General features: G+C 67.6%; 15 protein-coding genes. 11 read left to right on the plus strand and 4 right to left on the minus strand.

Annotated elements, in window-relative coordinates:
- Positions 1-3: 3 nt before the first annotated feature.
- Positions 4-234, minus strand: coding sequence for a hypothetical protein (locus P7B02_RS17050; protein WP_277787542.1), 231 nt, complete (start codon positions 232-234; stop codon positions 4-6).
- Positions 235-342: 108 nt separating this feature from the next.
- Here P7B02_RS17050 and P7B02_RS17055 point away from each other — a divergent pair, with 108 nt between their 5' ends.
- The gene (locus P7B02_RS17055) at positions 343-1,203 is read left to right on the plus strand and encodes an NAD-dependent epimerase/dehydratase family protein (RefSeq protein ID WP_277787543.1); all 861 of its coding nucleotides are present in this window, start codon (positions 343-345) and stop codon (positions 1,201-1,203) included.
- 108 nt (positions 1,204-1,311) lie between these two features.
- Positions 1,312-1,497 carry a hypothetical protein gene (locus tag P7B02_RS17060; RefSeq protein ID WP_277787544.1) on the plus strand — a complete coding sequence of 62 codons (186 nt, stop codon included), beginning with the start codon at positions 1,312-1,314 and terminating at the stop codon, positions 1,495-1,497.
- 7 nt (positions 1,498-1,504) lie between these two features.
- On the opposite strand, the gene P7B02_RS17065 is transcribed toward P7B02_RS17060, so the two are convergent.
- Positions 1,505-1,933: a hypothetical protein gene (locus tag P7B02_RS17065; RefSeq protein ID WP_277787545.1), complete on the minus strand. Its 429-nt coding sequence runs from the start codon at positions 1,931-1,933 to the stop codon at positions 1,505-1,507.
- Positions 1,930-2,679, minus strand: coding sequence for an alpha/beta hydrolase (locus P7B02_RS17070; RefSeq protein ID WP_347276664.1), 750 nt, complete (start codon positions 2,677-2,679; stop codon positions 1,930-1,932). The genes P7B02_RS17065 and P7B02_RS17070 overlap by 4 nt, the downstream gene beginning before the upstream one ends.
- A gap of 98 nt (positions 2,680-2,777) precedes the next feature.
- On the opposite strand from P7B02_RS17070, the gene P7B02_RS17075 reads away from it, so the two are divergent.
- Together P7B02_RS17075 and P7B02_RS17080 are read left to right on the plus strand one after the other, a co-directional pair.
- Positions 2,778-3,941 (plus strand): glycosyltransferase family 4 protein, encoded by a 1,164-nt coding sequence (locus tag P7B02_RS17075; protein WP_277787546.1) that lies wholly within the window; start codon positions 2,778-2,780, stop codon positions 3,939-3,941.
- Complete coding sequence (locus tag P7B02_RS17080; RefSeq protein WP_277787547.1) at positions 3,938-4,909, plus strand: glycosyltransferase family 9 protein; 972 nt, start codon at positions 3,938-3,940, stop codon at positions 4,907-4,909. The genes P7B02_RS17075 and P7B02_RS17080 overlap by 4 nt, the downstream gene beginning before the upstream one ends.
- A gap of 36 nt (positions 4,910-4,945) precedes the next feature.
- Here P7B02_RS17080 and P7B02_RS17085 read toward each other — a convergent pair whose 3' ends face one another.
- Positions 4,946-5,803 carry a BON domain-containing protein gene (locus P7B02_RS17085; protein WP_277787548.1) on the minus strand — a complete coding sequence of 286 codons (858 nt, stop codon included), beginning with the start codon at positions 5,801-5,803 and terminating at the stop codon, positions 4,946-4,948.
- Positions 5,804-6,044: 241 nt separating this feature from the next.
- Between P7B02_RS17085 and infC the strand changes: the two genes are divergently transcribed.
- From infC to pheS, 7 genes are all read left to right on the plus strand, one after another.
- Complete coding sequence (gene infC, locus P7B02_RS17090) at positions 6,045-6,566, plus strand: translation initiation factor IF-3 (protein ID WP_277787549.1); 522 nt, start codon at positions 6,045-6,047, stop codon at positions 6,564-6,566.
- A gap of 123 nt (positions 6,567-6,689) precedes the next feature.
- Positions 6,690-8,633 carry an alpha/beta hydrolase family protein gene (locus tag P7B02_RS17095; RefSeq protein WP_277787550.1) on the plus strand — a complete coding sequence of 648 codons (1,944 nt, stop codon included), beginning with the start codon at positions 6,690-6,692 and terminating at the stop codon, positions 8,631-8,633.
- Positions 8,634-8,680: 47 nt separating this feature from the next.
- Positions 8,681-10,603 carry an alpha/beta hydrolase family protein gene (locus tag P7B02_RS17100; protein ID WP_277787551.1) on the plus strand — a complete coding sequence of 641 codons (1,923 nt, stop codon included), beginning with the start codon at positions 8,681-8,683 and terminating at the stop codon, positions 10,601-10,603.
- A gap of 107 nt (positions 10,604-10,710) precedes the next feature.
- Positions 10,711-11,199, plus strand: a complete 489-nt coding sequence (locus tag P7B02_RS17105) for a MarR family winged helix-turn-helix transcriptional regulator (protein WP_277787552.1) — start codon at positions 10,711-10,713, stop codon at positions 11,197-11,199.
- 129 nt (positions 11,200-11,328) lie between these two features.
- Positions 11,329-11,529, plus strand: coding sequence for a 50S ribosomal protein L35 (gene rpmI / locus P7B02_RS17110; protein WP_277787553.1), 201 nt, complete (start codon positions 11,329-11,331; stop codon positions 11,527-11,529).
- Positions 11,530-11,544: 15 nt separating this feature from the next.
- Positions 11,545-11,901: a 50S ribosomal protein L20 gene (rplT, locus tag P7B02_RS17115; RefSeq protein ID WP_277787554.1), complete on the plus strand. Its 357-nt coding sequence runs from the start codon at positions 11,545-11,547 to the stop codon at positions 11,899-11,901.
- Positions 11,902-12,019: 118 nt separating this feature from the next.
- Positions 12,020-13,093, plus strand: coding sequence for a phenylalanine--tRNA ligase subunit alpha (gene pheS, locus P7B02_RS17120; RefSeq protein WP_277787555.1), 1,074 nt, complete (start codon positions 12,020-12,022; stop codon positions 13,091-13,093).
- The last annotated feature ends 143 nt before the right edge of the window (positions 13,094-13,236 follow it).

A 13,236-nucleotide genomic window follows, 5' to 3' on the forward strand; every position in this document is an offset into this window, starting at 1 on the left:
CGGCTACTTGTTCTTCGGCTCGACGTAATCCTTCGCGCCGTAGTCGTCGCGGGTCGGCGGCGTCTGGCCCTGGGCGACCTGCTGGGCGGTGGCGTCCTTGTGGTCGCCGGGGCCCTTCACCGCCAGGTGCGACCAAGCGAAGACCGCCCCCGCCGCCACGATCACGAAGGCGACGGCGATAGGGATGATCCGCAGAGGCCGGCGGACGTTCTTGGGAATGTCTGTCTGGGGCATGGAGGGATCCTTTGCTGTCCTTCCACAACCGGCGCGGTCATGTCGCGGTTCCCCGGCTGGACGCCGCCCGCGCATCGGCCTCATGATGTCGCCCAGTGGGGTGATTGAGTGAAGCTTCTGACTTTCGGCCATGGCTATGCCGCCCGCGCTCTCGCCAAGCGCCTTTCCCGCGACGGATGGACTCTGACCGCCATAGCGCGCGACGCGGAGCGGGCCGAGGACCTGCGCGCGGAGGGCATCGACGCCGCGGCCGGCGACGACCACGCCGCCGTGGTCGCGGCGCTGAAAGGCGTCTCGGCCATCCTGATCTCCTCCCCGCCGACGCCGGAGGGCTGCCCCGGCCTCAACACCCTGGTCCCCGCCCTGGCGGAGGCGAACGCCTTTCCAGACTGGATCGGCTACCTGTCCACCACCGGCGTCTATGGCGACCTCGGCGGCGGGTGGGCCTTCGAGACCAGCCCCCTGCCCGCCATCTCGCCCGAAGGGGCCCGCCGCGTGGCCGCCGAGCGGGACTGGATGCAGGTGGGGCGCGGCATGGGCCTGACGGTCCAGGCCTTCCGCCTCCCCGGCATCTACGGCCCCGGGCGCAGCGCCTTCGACCGCCTGCGCGACGGCGCCGCCCGCCGCATGGTCAAGCCGGGCCAGGTGTTCTCGCGCATCCATGTGGACGACATCGCCTCGGCCCTGGCGGCCTCCATCGCCGCCCCGCGCGCCGGCCGGCGCTACAACCTCTGCGACGACGAGCCCTGCGCGCCGCAGGACGTGGTGCTCCACGCCGCAGAGCTGCTGGGCATGGAGCCGCCGCCGGTCACCCTGTTCGACCCGGACAAGCTGCCCGCCGCGTCCTTGCGGTTCTATGCCGAAAGCAAGCGCGTCTCGAACGCCCGGGCCAAGGCGGAGCTGGGCTGGCTGCCCGCCTTCCCCACCTATCGCGAGGGATTGCGGGCGGTTCTGGCGGCAGGCGGCTAAGACCGGTTTCACCGACCCGCGTTCCGACCGCACGATTTGGGTAACTGGGCTTGACGCCTTTCCCCAAGGGAATGCTACGGCCTCCTCCGACGAGGCAGGGGAGCGGACGTGGGCTACGCGGTGAAATCCATAGACGGGCGTCTTCGGCTGCTGTCCCCCGGCGGCCAGGTCGTGCTAGGCGCCAAGATCATCGTCACCCGCTCCAGCACCCGCCGCGCCCGCCAGACCACGGCCACCGCCCGGGTCGTCCTGCCCTCCGGCGCGACTCTGACCCTGGTGCCGGTCGAGGACTGAGTCGCCCCTACCCCTTCCAGTCCGCAAAACGGCCGCAGTCGGGGTCAAGCACGACGCCCTTGTCGGCGGGGACGGACTCCAGCTTCCAGCGCTGCTCGAACAGCTTCCGCAGATCGCCCGCCGCCTTGTCCCGCTCCGCTGTCGGACCGGTGACGCCGATCGCCATCTGATAGATCGCCAAGCCAGTGTTGCCCGCGGTGAACCCCGCGCCGTCCTTGCCCTGAGCAGTCAGTTGGACCAGCCGGCGGGACGGATCGCCGCCGTCGGCGAAGCTCATGCCGCCCGCCTCCGCATAGGCCCTCAGCGCGTCCTTGAACGCCTCCATGCCGGCTTGGTCCTGCACGCAGACCTCATAGGTCGCGACCTCGGCGGCCTTCTCGGCGCAGGCGCTCAGGGCGAGAACGGCCAGGATCGCGAATGCAGCTCTCTTGCTCATAATTCCGCCACCTCCTCCACCGTCGCCGCCAGCCGCGCCAGGTCCTGGTCGCGCGACAGGCGGTGATCGCCATCCTTGATCAGGCTGAACACCACGTCGTCGGAGCGGATCGCGTGGGCCAGGGTCAGGGCGTGCATCCACGGCACGTCAGGGTCCTGGCCGCCCTGCAGAATTCGAACGGGCACGTCGATGTTCACCGGGCCCGGCAGGATCGACCAGCGGGCGCCGTCCTCCAGCAGCGCGCGGGTGATCGGGTACGGATCGCCGTATTCCGACGGCCGCATCCACACCCCGTCGCGCTCCAGAGCCTCGTGCGCCTCGGGCGGAAACTCCGGGATCATCAGCTTCTCGGTGAAGTCCGGGGCCGGGGCGATCAGGACCATGGCCTTCAGCCGCTCCGGCCGCGCCGCCGCCGCCAGGCAGGCGATCCACCCGCCCATGGACGAGCCGACCAGCACCAGCGGCCCCTCAGTCAGCCGGTCGATCACCTCCAGGGCGTCGGCGCGCCAGCGGCTGATGGTCCCGTCGCGGAATTCGCCGCCGGACTCCCCGTGTCCCAGATAGTCGAAGCGGACATAGGACCGCCCGTTGGCCGACGCCCAGTCGGCCAGCGTCTGGGCCTTGCTGCCGCTCATGTCCGACATGAAGCCGCCCAGCCAGACCACCGTCGGGCCGGCCCCGTCCACCTTGCGCCAGGCCAGGGGCGCGCCGCCCTCCACCTCGAGACGTCCGGTCGATTCGGTCATGGCGTTAACAGGCCTCTTTCATTAGTAACGGCGGCTTATCTCGACTTACCCGCCTCCGCGCCGACGTGAAACGGCTGAGGCGAAGCTGGAAGCGCTCCTTGGCCCTGCCGCCCCGTTTCACCCTGCTGCAGGTCGTCCCCGAGCTGGAGACCGGCGGCGCCGAGCAGACCACCCTCGACGTGGCCAATGCGGTGATCGCGGCCGGCGGAACGGCCCTGGTCGCCACCCGCGGCGGGCGCATGGCCAGCAAGCTGACGGCGGAAGGCGGCCGGCTGGTCCCCATGCCGGTGCAATCCAAGAACCCCCTGGTCATGCTGGGCAACGCCTCACGGCTGGTGGACCTGATCCGGCGCGAGAAGGTGGACCTCGTCCACGTCCGCTCCCGCGCCCCGGCGTTCAGCGCCCTGTGGGCGGCGCAGGCGACCAGGACCCCGCTCGTGGCCACCTATCACGGAGTCTACAACGCCAGGTCCGGCCTGAAGCGCTGGTACAACGCCGTCATGACCAGAGGCGATTTTGTCATCGCCAATTCCGACTACACCCGCCGCCACGTGATCGCCGAGCATCACGTGGACCCCGACCGCCTGGTCAGCATCCCGCGCGGCGTAGACCTGAAACGCTTCGATCCGCACGCGATCCCGCCCAGCCGGGTGGAGGCCCAGCGCCGCGCCTGGAACATCGACGCGGCTGACCACCGGGTGAAGTTCCTGCTGGCCGGACGCCTCACCCGCTGGAAGGGCCAGGCCCTGCTGATCGACGCCGCCGCCCGCCTGAGACAGCGCGGCGAGACCAATTTCCTCGTCCTCCTGGCCGGCGACGACCAGGGCCGCCACGACTATCGGGCCGAGCTTGAGCGCAAGATCAGCGCGGATGGGTTGAGTGACAACGTCCGCATCGTCGGTCATTGCGACGACATGCCCGCCGCCTACCTCATCGCCGACTACGCCGTCGCGCCGTCGCTGGAGCCGGAAGCCTTCGGCCGCACGGCGGTGGAGCCGCAGGTCATGGGCCGCCCGGTCCTGGCCGCCGCTCACGGCGGGGCGTTGGAGACCGTGGTTCATGGCGAGACCGGCTGGCTGGTCGCCCCCGGCGACGCCGACGCCTGGGCCGACGCTCTTGAGACCGCCGTCGCCCTGCCCGCCCACAAGCGCATGAGCCTGGGCGAGGCCGGCCGCGAGCGGGCCCGCAAGCTGTTCTCGGTGGACGCCATGTGCGCCGCGACCCTTGACGTCTATGCCCGCGTGCTGGAGGCCCGCCGATGAGCCGCCCCGTCCGCAAGGTTCTGGTGATCAAGCTGGGCGCCCTGGGCGACTTCGTCCTGGCCCTGGCCGCCGCCCGCAAAATCCGCGAGGCGCACCCCCAGGCGCATATCACCCTGCTGACCACTCCGCCCTATGAGGCCCTGGCCCAGGCCAGCCCCTATTTCGACGCGGTGGAGACCGACGGCCGGCCCGAAGACGCCGCCGAGCTGCGCGCCATGCTGAAACGCATGCGCGGCGCCCGCTATGACCGGATCTACGACCTGCAGACCTCCGGCCGGTCGAGCCGCTATTTCTACGCCCTGTGGCCCTTCGCGCCGAAGTGGTCCGGCATCGCCCCGGGCTCGGCCTTCCGCCACAAGAACCCCGACCGCGACCACATGCACACCCTGGAGCGGCAGGCGGATCAGCTGAAGGTCGCCGGCATCTGGCCGGACGCTCCCACCGCCCCGGGCGAGGCCCCCGCGCCGGACCTGACCTGGATGGCCGAGGCGCCGCTGAAGATCCGCCCCACCCGCCCCTTCGTCCTGCTGGTCCCCGGCGCCTCGGCCCATCGGCCGGAGAAGCGCTGGCCCGCCGAGCGGTTCAACGAGGTCGCCCGCTTCCTCGACGACGCCGGCTACGACGTGGTGGTCATCGGCGGTCCGCAGGAGAACGCCCTGGCCCGGATCATCGCCAAGGGCGCCAAGGGCGTGCGCGATCTGACCGGACGGACGGACTTCGCCCAGATCGCCGCCCTGGGCGCCAAGGCGGTTCTGGCCATCGGCAACGACACCGGCCCCCTGCACCTGATCACCGCCGCCGGCGCCCCGACCATCGCCCTGTTCTCCAGCGCGTCAGATCCGGCCCTATGCGCCCCGCGCGGCCACGTGACCATAGTGCGCTCGGACGACCTGAACGACGTGCCGGCTGAAACCGTGCTGACCGCCGCCCGCGCCATGCTCCCGCAAAAGGAAAAGGCCCCCGCCTGACGGCGAGGGCCTCGACCATTCCGAATTTCGGAAACTCTAGCCCGGCGGAATCGAGCTGATCGCGCTGGTCAGGGACTCGTCGCTGGACGCGTTGACCCGCAGATTGTTCTGCACGTTGCTCACGCCGCTGATCGACTCCGCCAGGTTCTCCGCCCGGCGCTTGTCGTCACGGCTGCGCACCGTGCCCGTCAGGGTCACGTCCGCATCGCTCACCGACACGTCGATGTTCGAGGCGTCCAGCCACGCGTCGTCGGTCAGCCGGTCGTTGACGTCCTCACGGATGCGGTCGTCGGAGCGGCGATAGCCCTTCGGCCCCCGGCCGCGATGATCGCCTCGCGCCACTTCACGGGCGCGGACGCGGGCCTCGGCCTCGTCGTCGCCGAAGAAGGCGGAGATGCGGTCGCCGGCCCGTTCGGCCCAGCTGCGCTCCTCGCCGGCCCGCCAGTCGCGGCCGCGCGACCGGTTGGCCTCGGCATAGGTCCCGCCGCCATAGCCGTACTCGTCCGCGCCATAGCCATAGGCGGAATAGCGGCGGTTCTCCGGATGACGGTCACGATCGTAGTCGCCGTAGCGCGCCTGATTGTCGAGGCCCGGGTCATACCCGCCCCCAACGCCGTTCGGGTTGTAGCTCTGGTCGCCATAGCCACGGCCGTAATAGCTGCGGTCGTAGCCGGTCTGGCTGTAGCTGGTCGGCGTGCTGCGTTCGCCGTATTCCCGGCGATAGGCGCCGCGCCCGCCATAGCGGCGCTCGCGCTCCCGGTCATAATCGCTGGAATGGCGGCCGAAGTCGCGATCGGCGCCATATCCGCCTCGGCCGTCCTCGCGGCCTTCCCACCAGCTGCGGTCATCGCGCCAGTCGCGATCGCGGTCACTCCACCTGTTGTCGTCGGCCATGGTCGTTTCTCCTTTGTGGCGTTGGGACTTGTGGCGCGGGGGATCATTCGCCCGTCCCTGCGCATTAAACCCGCCGACGACCGGCCAAGTTTCTTCACCTCCAACGGCTATTTCCCAGCCTCTGTGGCTCGGCGCAGCTTGAAGAAAGGCGGTCCTTTCGTCATATATCGAGCCAACGTGGCGCACGTGTGCGCCGCGCGATTGCTGTAACAGGTCCGGAGCACCGCCTATTCGCCGTCCGATGCAAGCGCCCCCCGTCAAGGACGGGCCGCGCACCAATGATGAGATCCGCGTCCCGCGCGTCCTGCTGATCGACCAGAACGGCGAGAAGCAGGGGATCATGCCGACGTCCGCCGCCCTGGAGGCTGCGGAGGAAGTGGGTCTCGACCTGGTTGAAATCGTTCCGAACGCTGATCCGCCGGTCTGCAAGATCCTGGACTACGGCAAGTACAAGTTCCAGGAGCAGAAGAAAAAGAACGAGGCGCGCAAGCGCCAGAAGGTCGTCGAGATCAAGGAGATCAAGCTGCGGCCGAACATCGACACTCACGACTACGACGTGAAGGCCAAGTCGATGCACCGCTTCTTCGAGGAAGGCGACAAGGTGAAGGTCACCCTGCGCTTCCGTGGTCGTGAAATGGCTCACCCCGAGCTGGGCATGAAGCTGCTCCAGAAGGTCAAGGCCGACTTCGAGGAAGTCGCCAAGGTCGAGTACGAGCCGCGCATGGAAGGCCGTCAGATGATCATGATCCTGGCCCCGCGCTAGGACACGACAATCCCTTGCGGAATAAGGCGCTCCGGCAGCAATGCCGGAGCGTTTTTCGTTTGCGCGAACACTCAGCGAACCCTACTCAAGATTCTTCCGATGGTTGTGCTTCAGTAGGGGTGCATGAAGCGTCTTTTCCTGGCTGGCCTCCTCGCCTGCCTGTTCGCCGCCGCGTCCGTCAACGCCGCGCCGCTGGAGGCTTATGGCCGCCTGCCTGCTATTGAGGACCTTCAGATTTCGCCTGACGGCGCGATGATCGCCGGCTCGCTGACGCTTCCGAATGACAAGCGCCAGATCATTGTGCGGAAACTGGCCGACAACAGCGTGGTCTATTTTATCGAGGGCGGCTCCGTGAAGGTCCGCGACCTCCGCTGGGCCAGCCCCCGTCACATCGTCATCACCACCTCACGCACAGCCTCCGCCCAAGGCATTCAGGGCGGACGCCGCGAGTATCTTTCCGCCCTGCTCATCGACGTGACGACGAGTAAGACCAAACAGCTCCTCGCCAATGAGGAGGCCTCCATGAACGTGGTGACACGTCCGCCTGAGGTCCGCATGATCGACGGCGCGCCCTCATTGATCATTTACGGCTATCGCCACAAGACCGAACGCGGCGCGGACCGCTCACGCCTGTATCTCAGCGTCTTCCGCTATGATCTGGCCAGCGGCCGCACCTCCGTTCTGGCGCAAGGCGATGACGGCATTGATGACTGGGAGATCGGCCCGAGTGGAGAGGTTGTCGCGAAGTCTCTCTACAATCAGAGAAGCGGACGCTGGCGCCTGTTGATCCGCGACGGCGCCGATTGGAAGACCGTCGCCGAGGAGGTGCTCCCACTTGGTTCGCCCAGCTTGCGGGGCTTGGGCCGCACGCCGGGGTCGGTGGTCACCCTGTCGCCCGCTGCGGCGCAGGAAGGCGATACGGCGGACGTCGGCGACGAGCAGAACCTGCGGGAATATCGAGCTGACGGCTCCTGGGATCTGCCGTCCAGCATGCGCGGCCTCATCTATGACCCTTCCAGCAGCCTGCTTATCGGCGCCAGTGAGCTGATCGGCGACCAAGGCCGCTATGTATTCTTCGATCCAAAGGCGGACGCCGCCTGGAAGGCGATCGCCAAGGCCTATCCTGGCCAGCAAGTCTCGCTCACGTCCTGGAGCCAGAGCCGCCGCAAGATCGTAGTCCGCGTCGAAGACCCCACCATGGGCCCAGCCTTCGCCCTGGCGGATCTCGACAAGAAGTCCGCCTCGTGGATCGGCGACGTATACAAGCTCGGCGAAGACGACGTCGCCCTTGTGAAGCCCGTCTCCTACAAAGCCCAGGACGGCCTCGACATCAGCGGCTACCTCACCCTTCCTCGCGGCAAGGATCCGAAGAAGCTCCCTTTGATCGTCCTGCCCCACGGCGGCCCGGCGACCCGCGACAGGCCAGGTTTCGACTGGTGGAGCCAGGCTCTCGCCTCACGTGGGTACGCGGTGCTTCAGCCGAACTTCCGAGGCTCGGACGGCTTCGGCGACCGCTTCCTCGCCGCCGGCTTCGGCGAATGGGGCCGCAAGATGCAGACTGACGTCAGCGACGGCGTGAAGCATCTGGCCAAGGAAGGCGTCATCGACCTGAAACGGGTCTGCATCGTCGGCGCCAGCTACGGCGGCTATGCGGCCTTGGCCGGGGTGACGGTGGAGCAAGGTCTCTATCGCTGCTCGGTCTCGGTCAACGGCGTCGCCGATTTGAAGAGGATGCTGCTGTCCACGCCGCGCCGCAGCTCGGTGCTCCGCTACTGGACGAACTTCATGGGTGTCGAAGGCGCTCGCGACCGCGACCTCGACGCGATTTCACCGGCCGTCCTCGCCGCCCGCGCGGACGCCCCAATCCTGTTGATCCACGGCAGGGACGACACGGTCGTACCCTATGACCAGAGCGTCCAGATGGCCCGCGCCCTCAAGCAGGCCGGCAAACCCCATGAATTCGTCACCCTTCCCGGCGAGGACCACTGGCTCTCCCGCGGCGACACCCGTCTGCAGATGCTGCAATCCACCGTCGCCTTCCTGGAGCGGGAGAACCCGCCGAACTGACCTGCACGCCTACGCCGCACATTTCAGTCCGCCCTCTGAGAAACAGCATGATCCGCACATTCAGCGCCCTCGCCTCCGCTTTCGTCCTGTCCCTCGCCAGCCCGGCGTTCGCCGCTCCGCTTGAGGCCTATGGCCGCCTGCCGAAGATTGAGGACGTCAACATCTCGCCTGACGGCAAGCGCTACGCTGTCTCCGGCACCAATGGCGAGCAGCGCCTGCTGATCGTGCGCAGGGTCGAGGACGACAAGCTGGTCATCGCCATCGGCGCCGGCTCGCAGAAAATCCGCGACGTCCGCTGGGCGGGATCCGATCATCTGGTCGTCACCACTTCGCAGACCACCTCGGTCATGGACGTGGTCGGTGACCGGCGCGAGTGGATGACTTCCATCGTGCTCAACGTCGCCAAGAGCCGCGCCGGCCCGCTCCTCGCCAAGAAGGAGCAATCTATGAACGTGGTGGTGCGCATTCCGGAGGTGCGCATCATCAAGGGCCGCCCCATCATCTACGCCGAGGGCATTCACTTCCTCGACGATGTGGGCGTGGTCAGCGTCTTCCGTCACGACCCCTCCAACGGCAAGGTCGACCTTCTGCAGGCCGCCGACTTCGACATCAACGACTGGGAGATTTCTCCCACTGGCGTGCCGTTCGCCAAGTCCCTCTACAACCAGCAGTCGGGCCAATGGACTCTCCGCCTGCTCGGCCCGGAAGGGTGGACGCCGGTCGAAACCTCAATCCTTCCCTATGGCTCGCCCGGCATCGCGGGCCTTGGCCGTCAAGGCGCATCCGTCGTCACCTGGGCGCTGAAGAACGAAAACGGCGACGGGGTCTGGCGCGAGCACAGCCTCAACGGCTCGGTCGATCTGCCGCACGCTTTCGACGATCTGATTTTCGATCCCGGCACGAGCGCACTGATCGGCGGCTATGAGCTTGCCGGGGAAGTCGGCCGCCACACCTTTTTCAACCCAGCCGACACCGCCGCCTGGACTGCCGTGAGCGATCTCTACAAGGGTCGGGCGACCCGGTTGATCTCCTGGTCCGTCAGCCGTCGTCAGATCATCGCACTGGTCGAAGACCCGGTCGCTGGCCCCGCCTATGCGCTGGTGGACCTGGACACCGGCGCCAATCGGCTCATCGGCCCCGTTTACCCCGAGCTGACACCGGACGACGTCGCCGAGGTGAAGCACATCTCCTACAAGGCCGCCGACGGCCTGGAGCTGACGGGCTACCTCACCCTGCCGCGCGGAAAAGACCCCAAGAACCTGCCGCTGATCGTACTGCCCCACGGCGGCCCGGCGGCTCGCGACACGCCGGGCTTCGACTGGTGGAGCCAAGCGCTGGCGGCGCGCGGCTACGCCGTGCTGCGACCTAACTACCGCGGATCGGAGGGCTTCGGCCGCCAGTTCCTCGAAGCCGGTTTCGGCGAGTGGGGCCGCAAGATGCAGACGGATCTGTCGGACGGCGTGCGAGACCTGGCCGGCAAGGGCGTGATCGATCCCAAGCGTGTCTGCATCGTGGGCGCCAGCTATGGCGGCTATGCCGCCCTGGCCGGGACCACCCTCGAAAAAGGCGTCTATCGCTGCGCCGTCTCGGTAGCCGGCGTATCGGACCTCAAGCAGATGGTCACCCAGACGCCCCGCCCTTATGGGAGCTCGAACCGCAACGCCCGCACCCGCTACTGGCTGCGCTTCTGGGGCGTGGATGATCGCCGCAGCCCGGACCTCGCCGCCATCTCCCCCGCCCAGCAGGCAGCCAAGGCCGACGCGCCGATCCTGCTGATCCACGGCAAGGACGACACCGTCGTTCCCTACGAGCAGACCCGCCTCATGGCCGACGCCCTGACCAAGGCCGGCAAGAAGGTCGAGGTCGTCACCCTTCCTGGCGAGGACCACGGGCTCTCACGCGGCGACACGCGGCTGCAGATGCTTCAGGCCACCGTCGCCTTTCTGGAGAAGGAAAATCCGCCACAATAGCCAAGCTGGACTGTAGGCGGGTTCCGTGAGCAGATCGCGGGCCCGCTCTAGGCGCCCCTGCCGAGAATTCCCTTGCGCCGGACATATGTAAGTAGTTACATAAATCCATGGACTATATAGCGAAAAAGGGAGCGTCGGCCTTCGGTTCACGTCTCCGCCGCCTCATCGACCGCCTCGACCGTGAGGTTCAGGAAATTTACCGCGGGGCGGAGGTCGCCTTCGAGCCCCGCTGGTTCTCCGCCTTCATCGCCATCCGCGACGCCGGCTCCCTCACCGTAGGCGAGATCGCCGAGCGGACGGGCGTGACCCACGCCGCCGTCAGCCAGGTGCGCTCCGCCATGGAAGCCGCCGGCCTGGTGCAGTCCGAATCCGATCCCAGCGACGGCCGGGTCAAACGCCTCAGCCTCACCCCCAAGGGCATCGAGGAGGCCAAGCGCATGGAGCCCCTGTGGACCGCCATCGCCGCCGCCACAAACCAGTTCCTGGGCGAAGGCGCGCCGCAGATGCTGGCCCAACTGGACGGCGTGGACGCCGCCCTTTCCCGTCAGGGTTTGAAGGACCGCGTCGCCGAGCTGATGAAGGCGCAGGGGAAATAGAGCCGGCAGCCTTGCCAGCCGGCGCCTTTTGCCCTAGAGACACCGCCTTTCCGGAACCGCCTGGCCATTTTGGCATGCCATGGCGGTTCGTCATGCTTTTAGAGGACGGCGCTTCGGCGTCGACGCGAAATGCCTAAGTTGAAGACTAAGTCGGGCGCCAAAAAGCGCTTCAAACTGACGGCCACGGGCAAGCTGAAAGCCGGCGTCGCCGGCAAGCGCCACCGTCTGATCAGCCACAACGGCAAGTACATCCGCCAGCAGCGCGGCACGAAGGTCATGAGCGAAGCGGACGCCCGCATCATCAAGACCTACCTGCCCTACGGCCTGTAAGAGGAGCGCTGAACAATGGCTCGCGTTAAACGGGGCGTCGTCGCCCACGCCAAGCACAAGAAGGTTCTGGAGCAGGCCAAGGGTTTCTACGGCCGCCGCAAGAACACCATCCGCGCCGCCAAGGCCGCGGTGGACAAGGCCGGTCAGTACGCCTACCGCGACCGCAAGGTCCGCAAGCGTAACTTCCGCTCGCTCTGGATCCAGCGCATCAACGCCGCTGCGCGTCTGGAAGGCTTCACCTACTCGCAGTTCATCCACGGCCTGGACAAGTCCGGCGTCGAGATCGACCGCAAGGTCCTGGCCGACATCGCCGGTCAAGATCCGGCTGCGTTTAAGGCCATCGCCGACAAGGTTCGCGCCGCGCTGGCTTAAGGTCTTGGGGCTGTAGTCCCTCGAGTTTGAAAAGCCCTCCGGTGCGAACCGGGGGGCTTTTTGCTGCGCGCTTATCCAGTTTCAACGCGGTCCGAAACCGCCTAGATCACAACCCATCATGACCGATCTCGCCACGCTCGAAGCTGAAATCACCGCCCAGATCGCCGCCGCAGGCGACGTCGCCGCCATCGAGGCGGTCCGCGTCTCGGCCCTTGGAAAGTCGGGATCCGTCTCCGCCCTGCTCAAGACCCTCGGCGCCATGAGCCCCGAGGAGCGCAAGGAGCGCGGCGCCCAGATCAACGCCGTCCGCGACCGGGTGCAGACCGCCCTGGCCGAGAAGAAGGCCGCGCTGGAGACCGCCGAGCTCGACGCCCGCCTGGCGTCGGAGACCCTCGACCTGACCCTGCCCGCGCCGTACCGCCGCAAGGGCTCGGTCCACCCGACCATGCAGACCATGGACGAGATGGTCTCGATCTTCGCCGAGATGGGCTTCGCCGTGGCCGAGGGCCCGGACATCGAGGACGACTTCCACAACTTCACCGCCCTGAACTTCCCCGAGAAGCACCCGGCGCGTGAGATGCACGACACCTTCTTCTTCAACCCGAAGGAAACGGGTGAGCGCATGCTGCTGCGCACGCACACCAGCCCCGTGCAGGTGCGCACCATGCTGAACCAAAAGCCGCCGATCCGGATCATCGCCCCGGGCCGCACCTATCGCTGCGACAGCGACGCGACCCACACCCCGATGTTCCACCAGGTCGAAGGCCTGGTGATCGACAAGGCCATCCACATGGGCCATCTGAAGTGGACCTTGGAGACTTTCCTCGCCCGCTTCTTCGAGACGGACGCGGTCACCACGCGCTTCCGCCCGCACCACTTCCCGTTCACCGAGCCGAGCGCCGAAACCGACGTCGGCTGCGACCGCTCGGGCGGCGAGATCAAGATCGGCACGGGCAGCGACTGGCTGGAGATCCTGGGCTGCGGGATGGTCCATCCCAACGTGCTCAAGGCCTGCGGCATCGACCCGGACGAGTACCAGGGCTTCGCCTTCGGCATGGGCGTCGACCGGCTGGGGATGCTGAAGTACGGCATGCCCGACCTGCGCGACATGTTCGCCTCGGACAGCCGCTGGCTGGGCCACTACGGCTTCAGCGCCTTCTCGGCGCCGAACCTGGCGAGCGGCCTGAGCTGATTAGATGCTCCCCCGCTGGGGGAGCTCCCGGCGAAGCTGGGTGAGGGGGAGGGCCCCCCCCCCCCGGGGGGGGGCCCACCCCCCCCGGGGGGGGGGGTGTGTAGTGGGGGCGGGGGGGGGGAAATCCGCTGGGGGGAGAGCAA

The organism is Caulobacter segnis, from assembly GCF_029543125.1.
Classification (GTDB): Bacteria; Pseudomonadota; Alphaproteobacteria; order Caulobacterales; family Caulobacteraceae; genus Caulobacter; species Caulobacter segnis_D.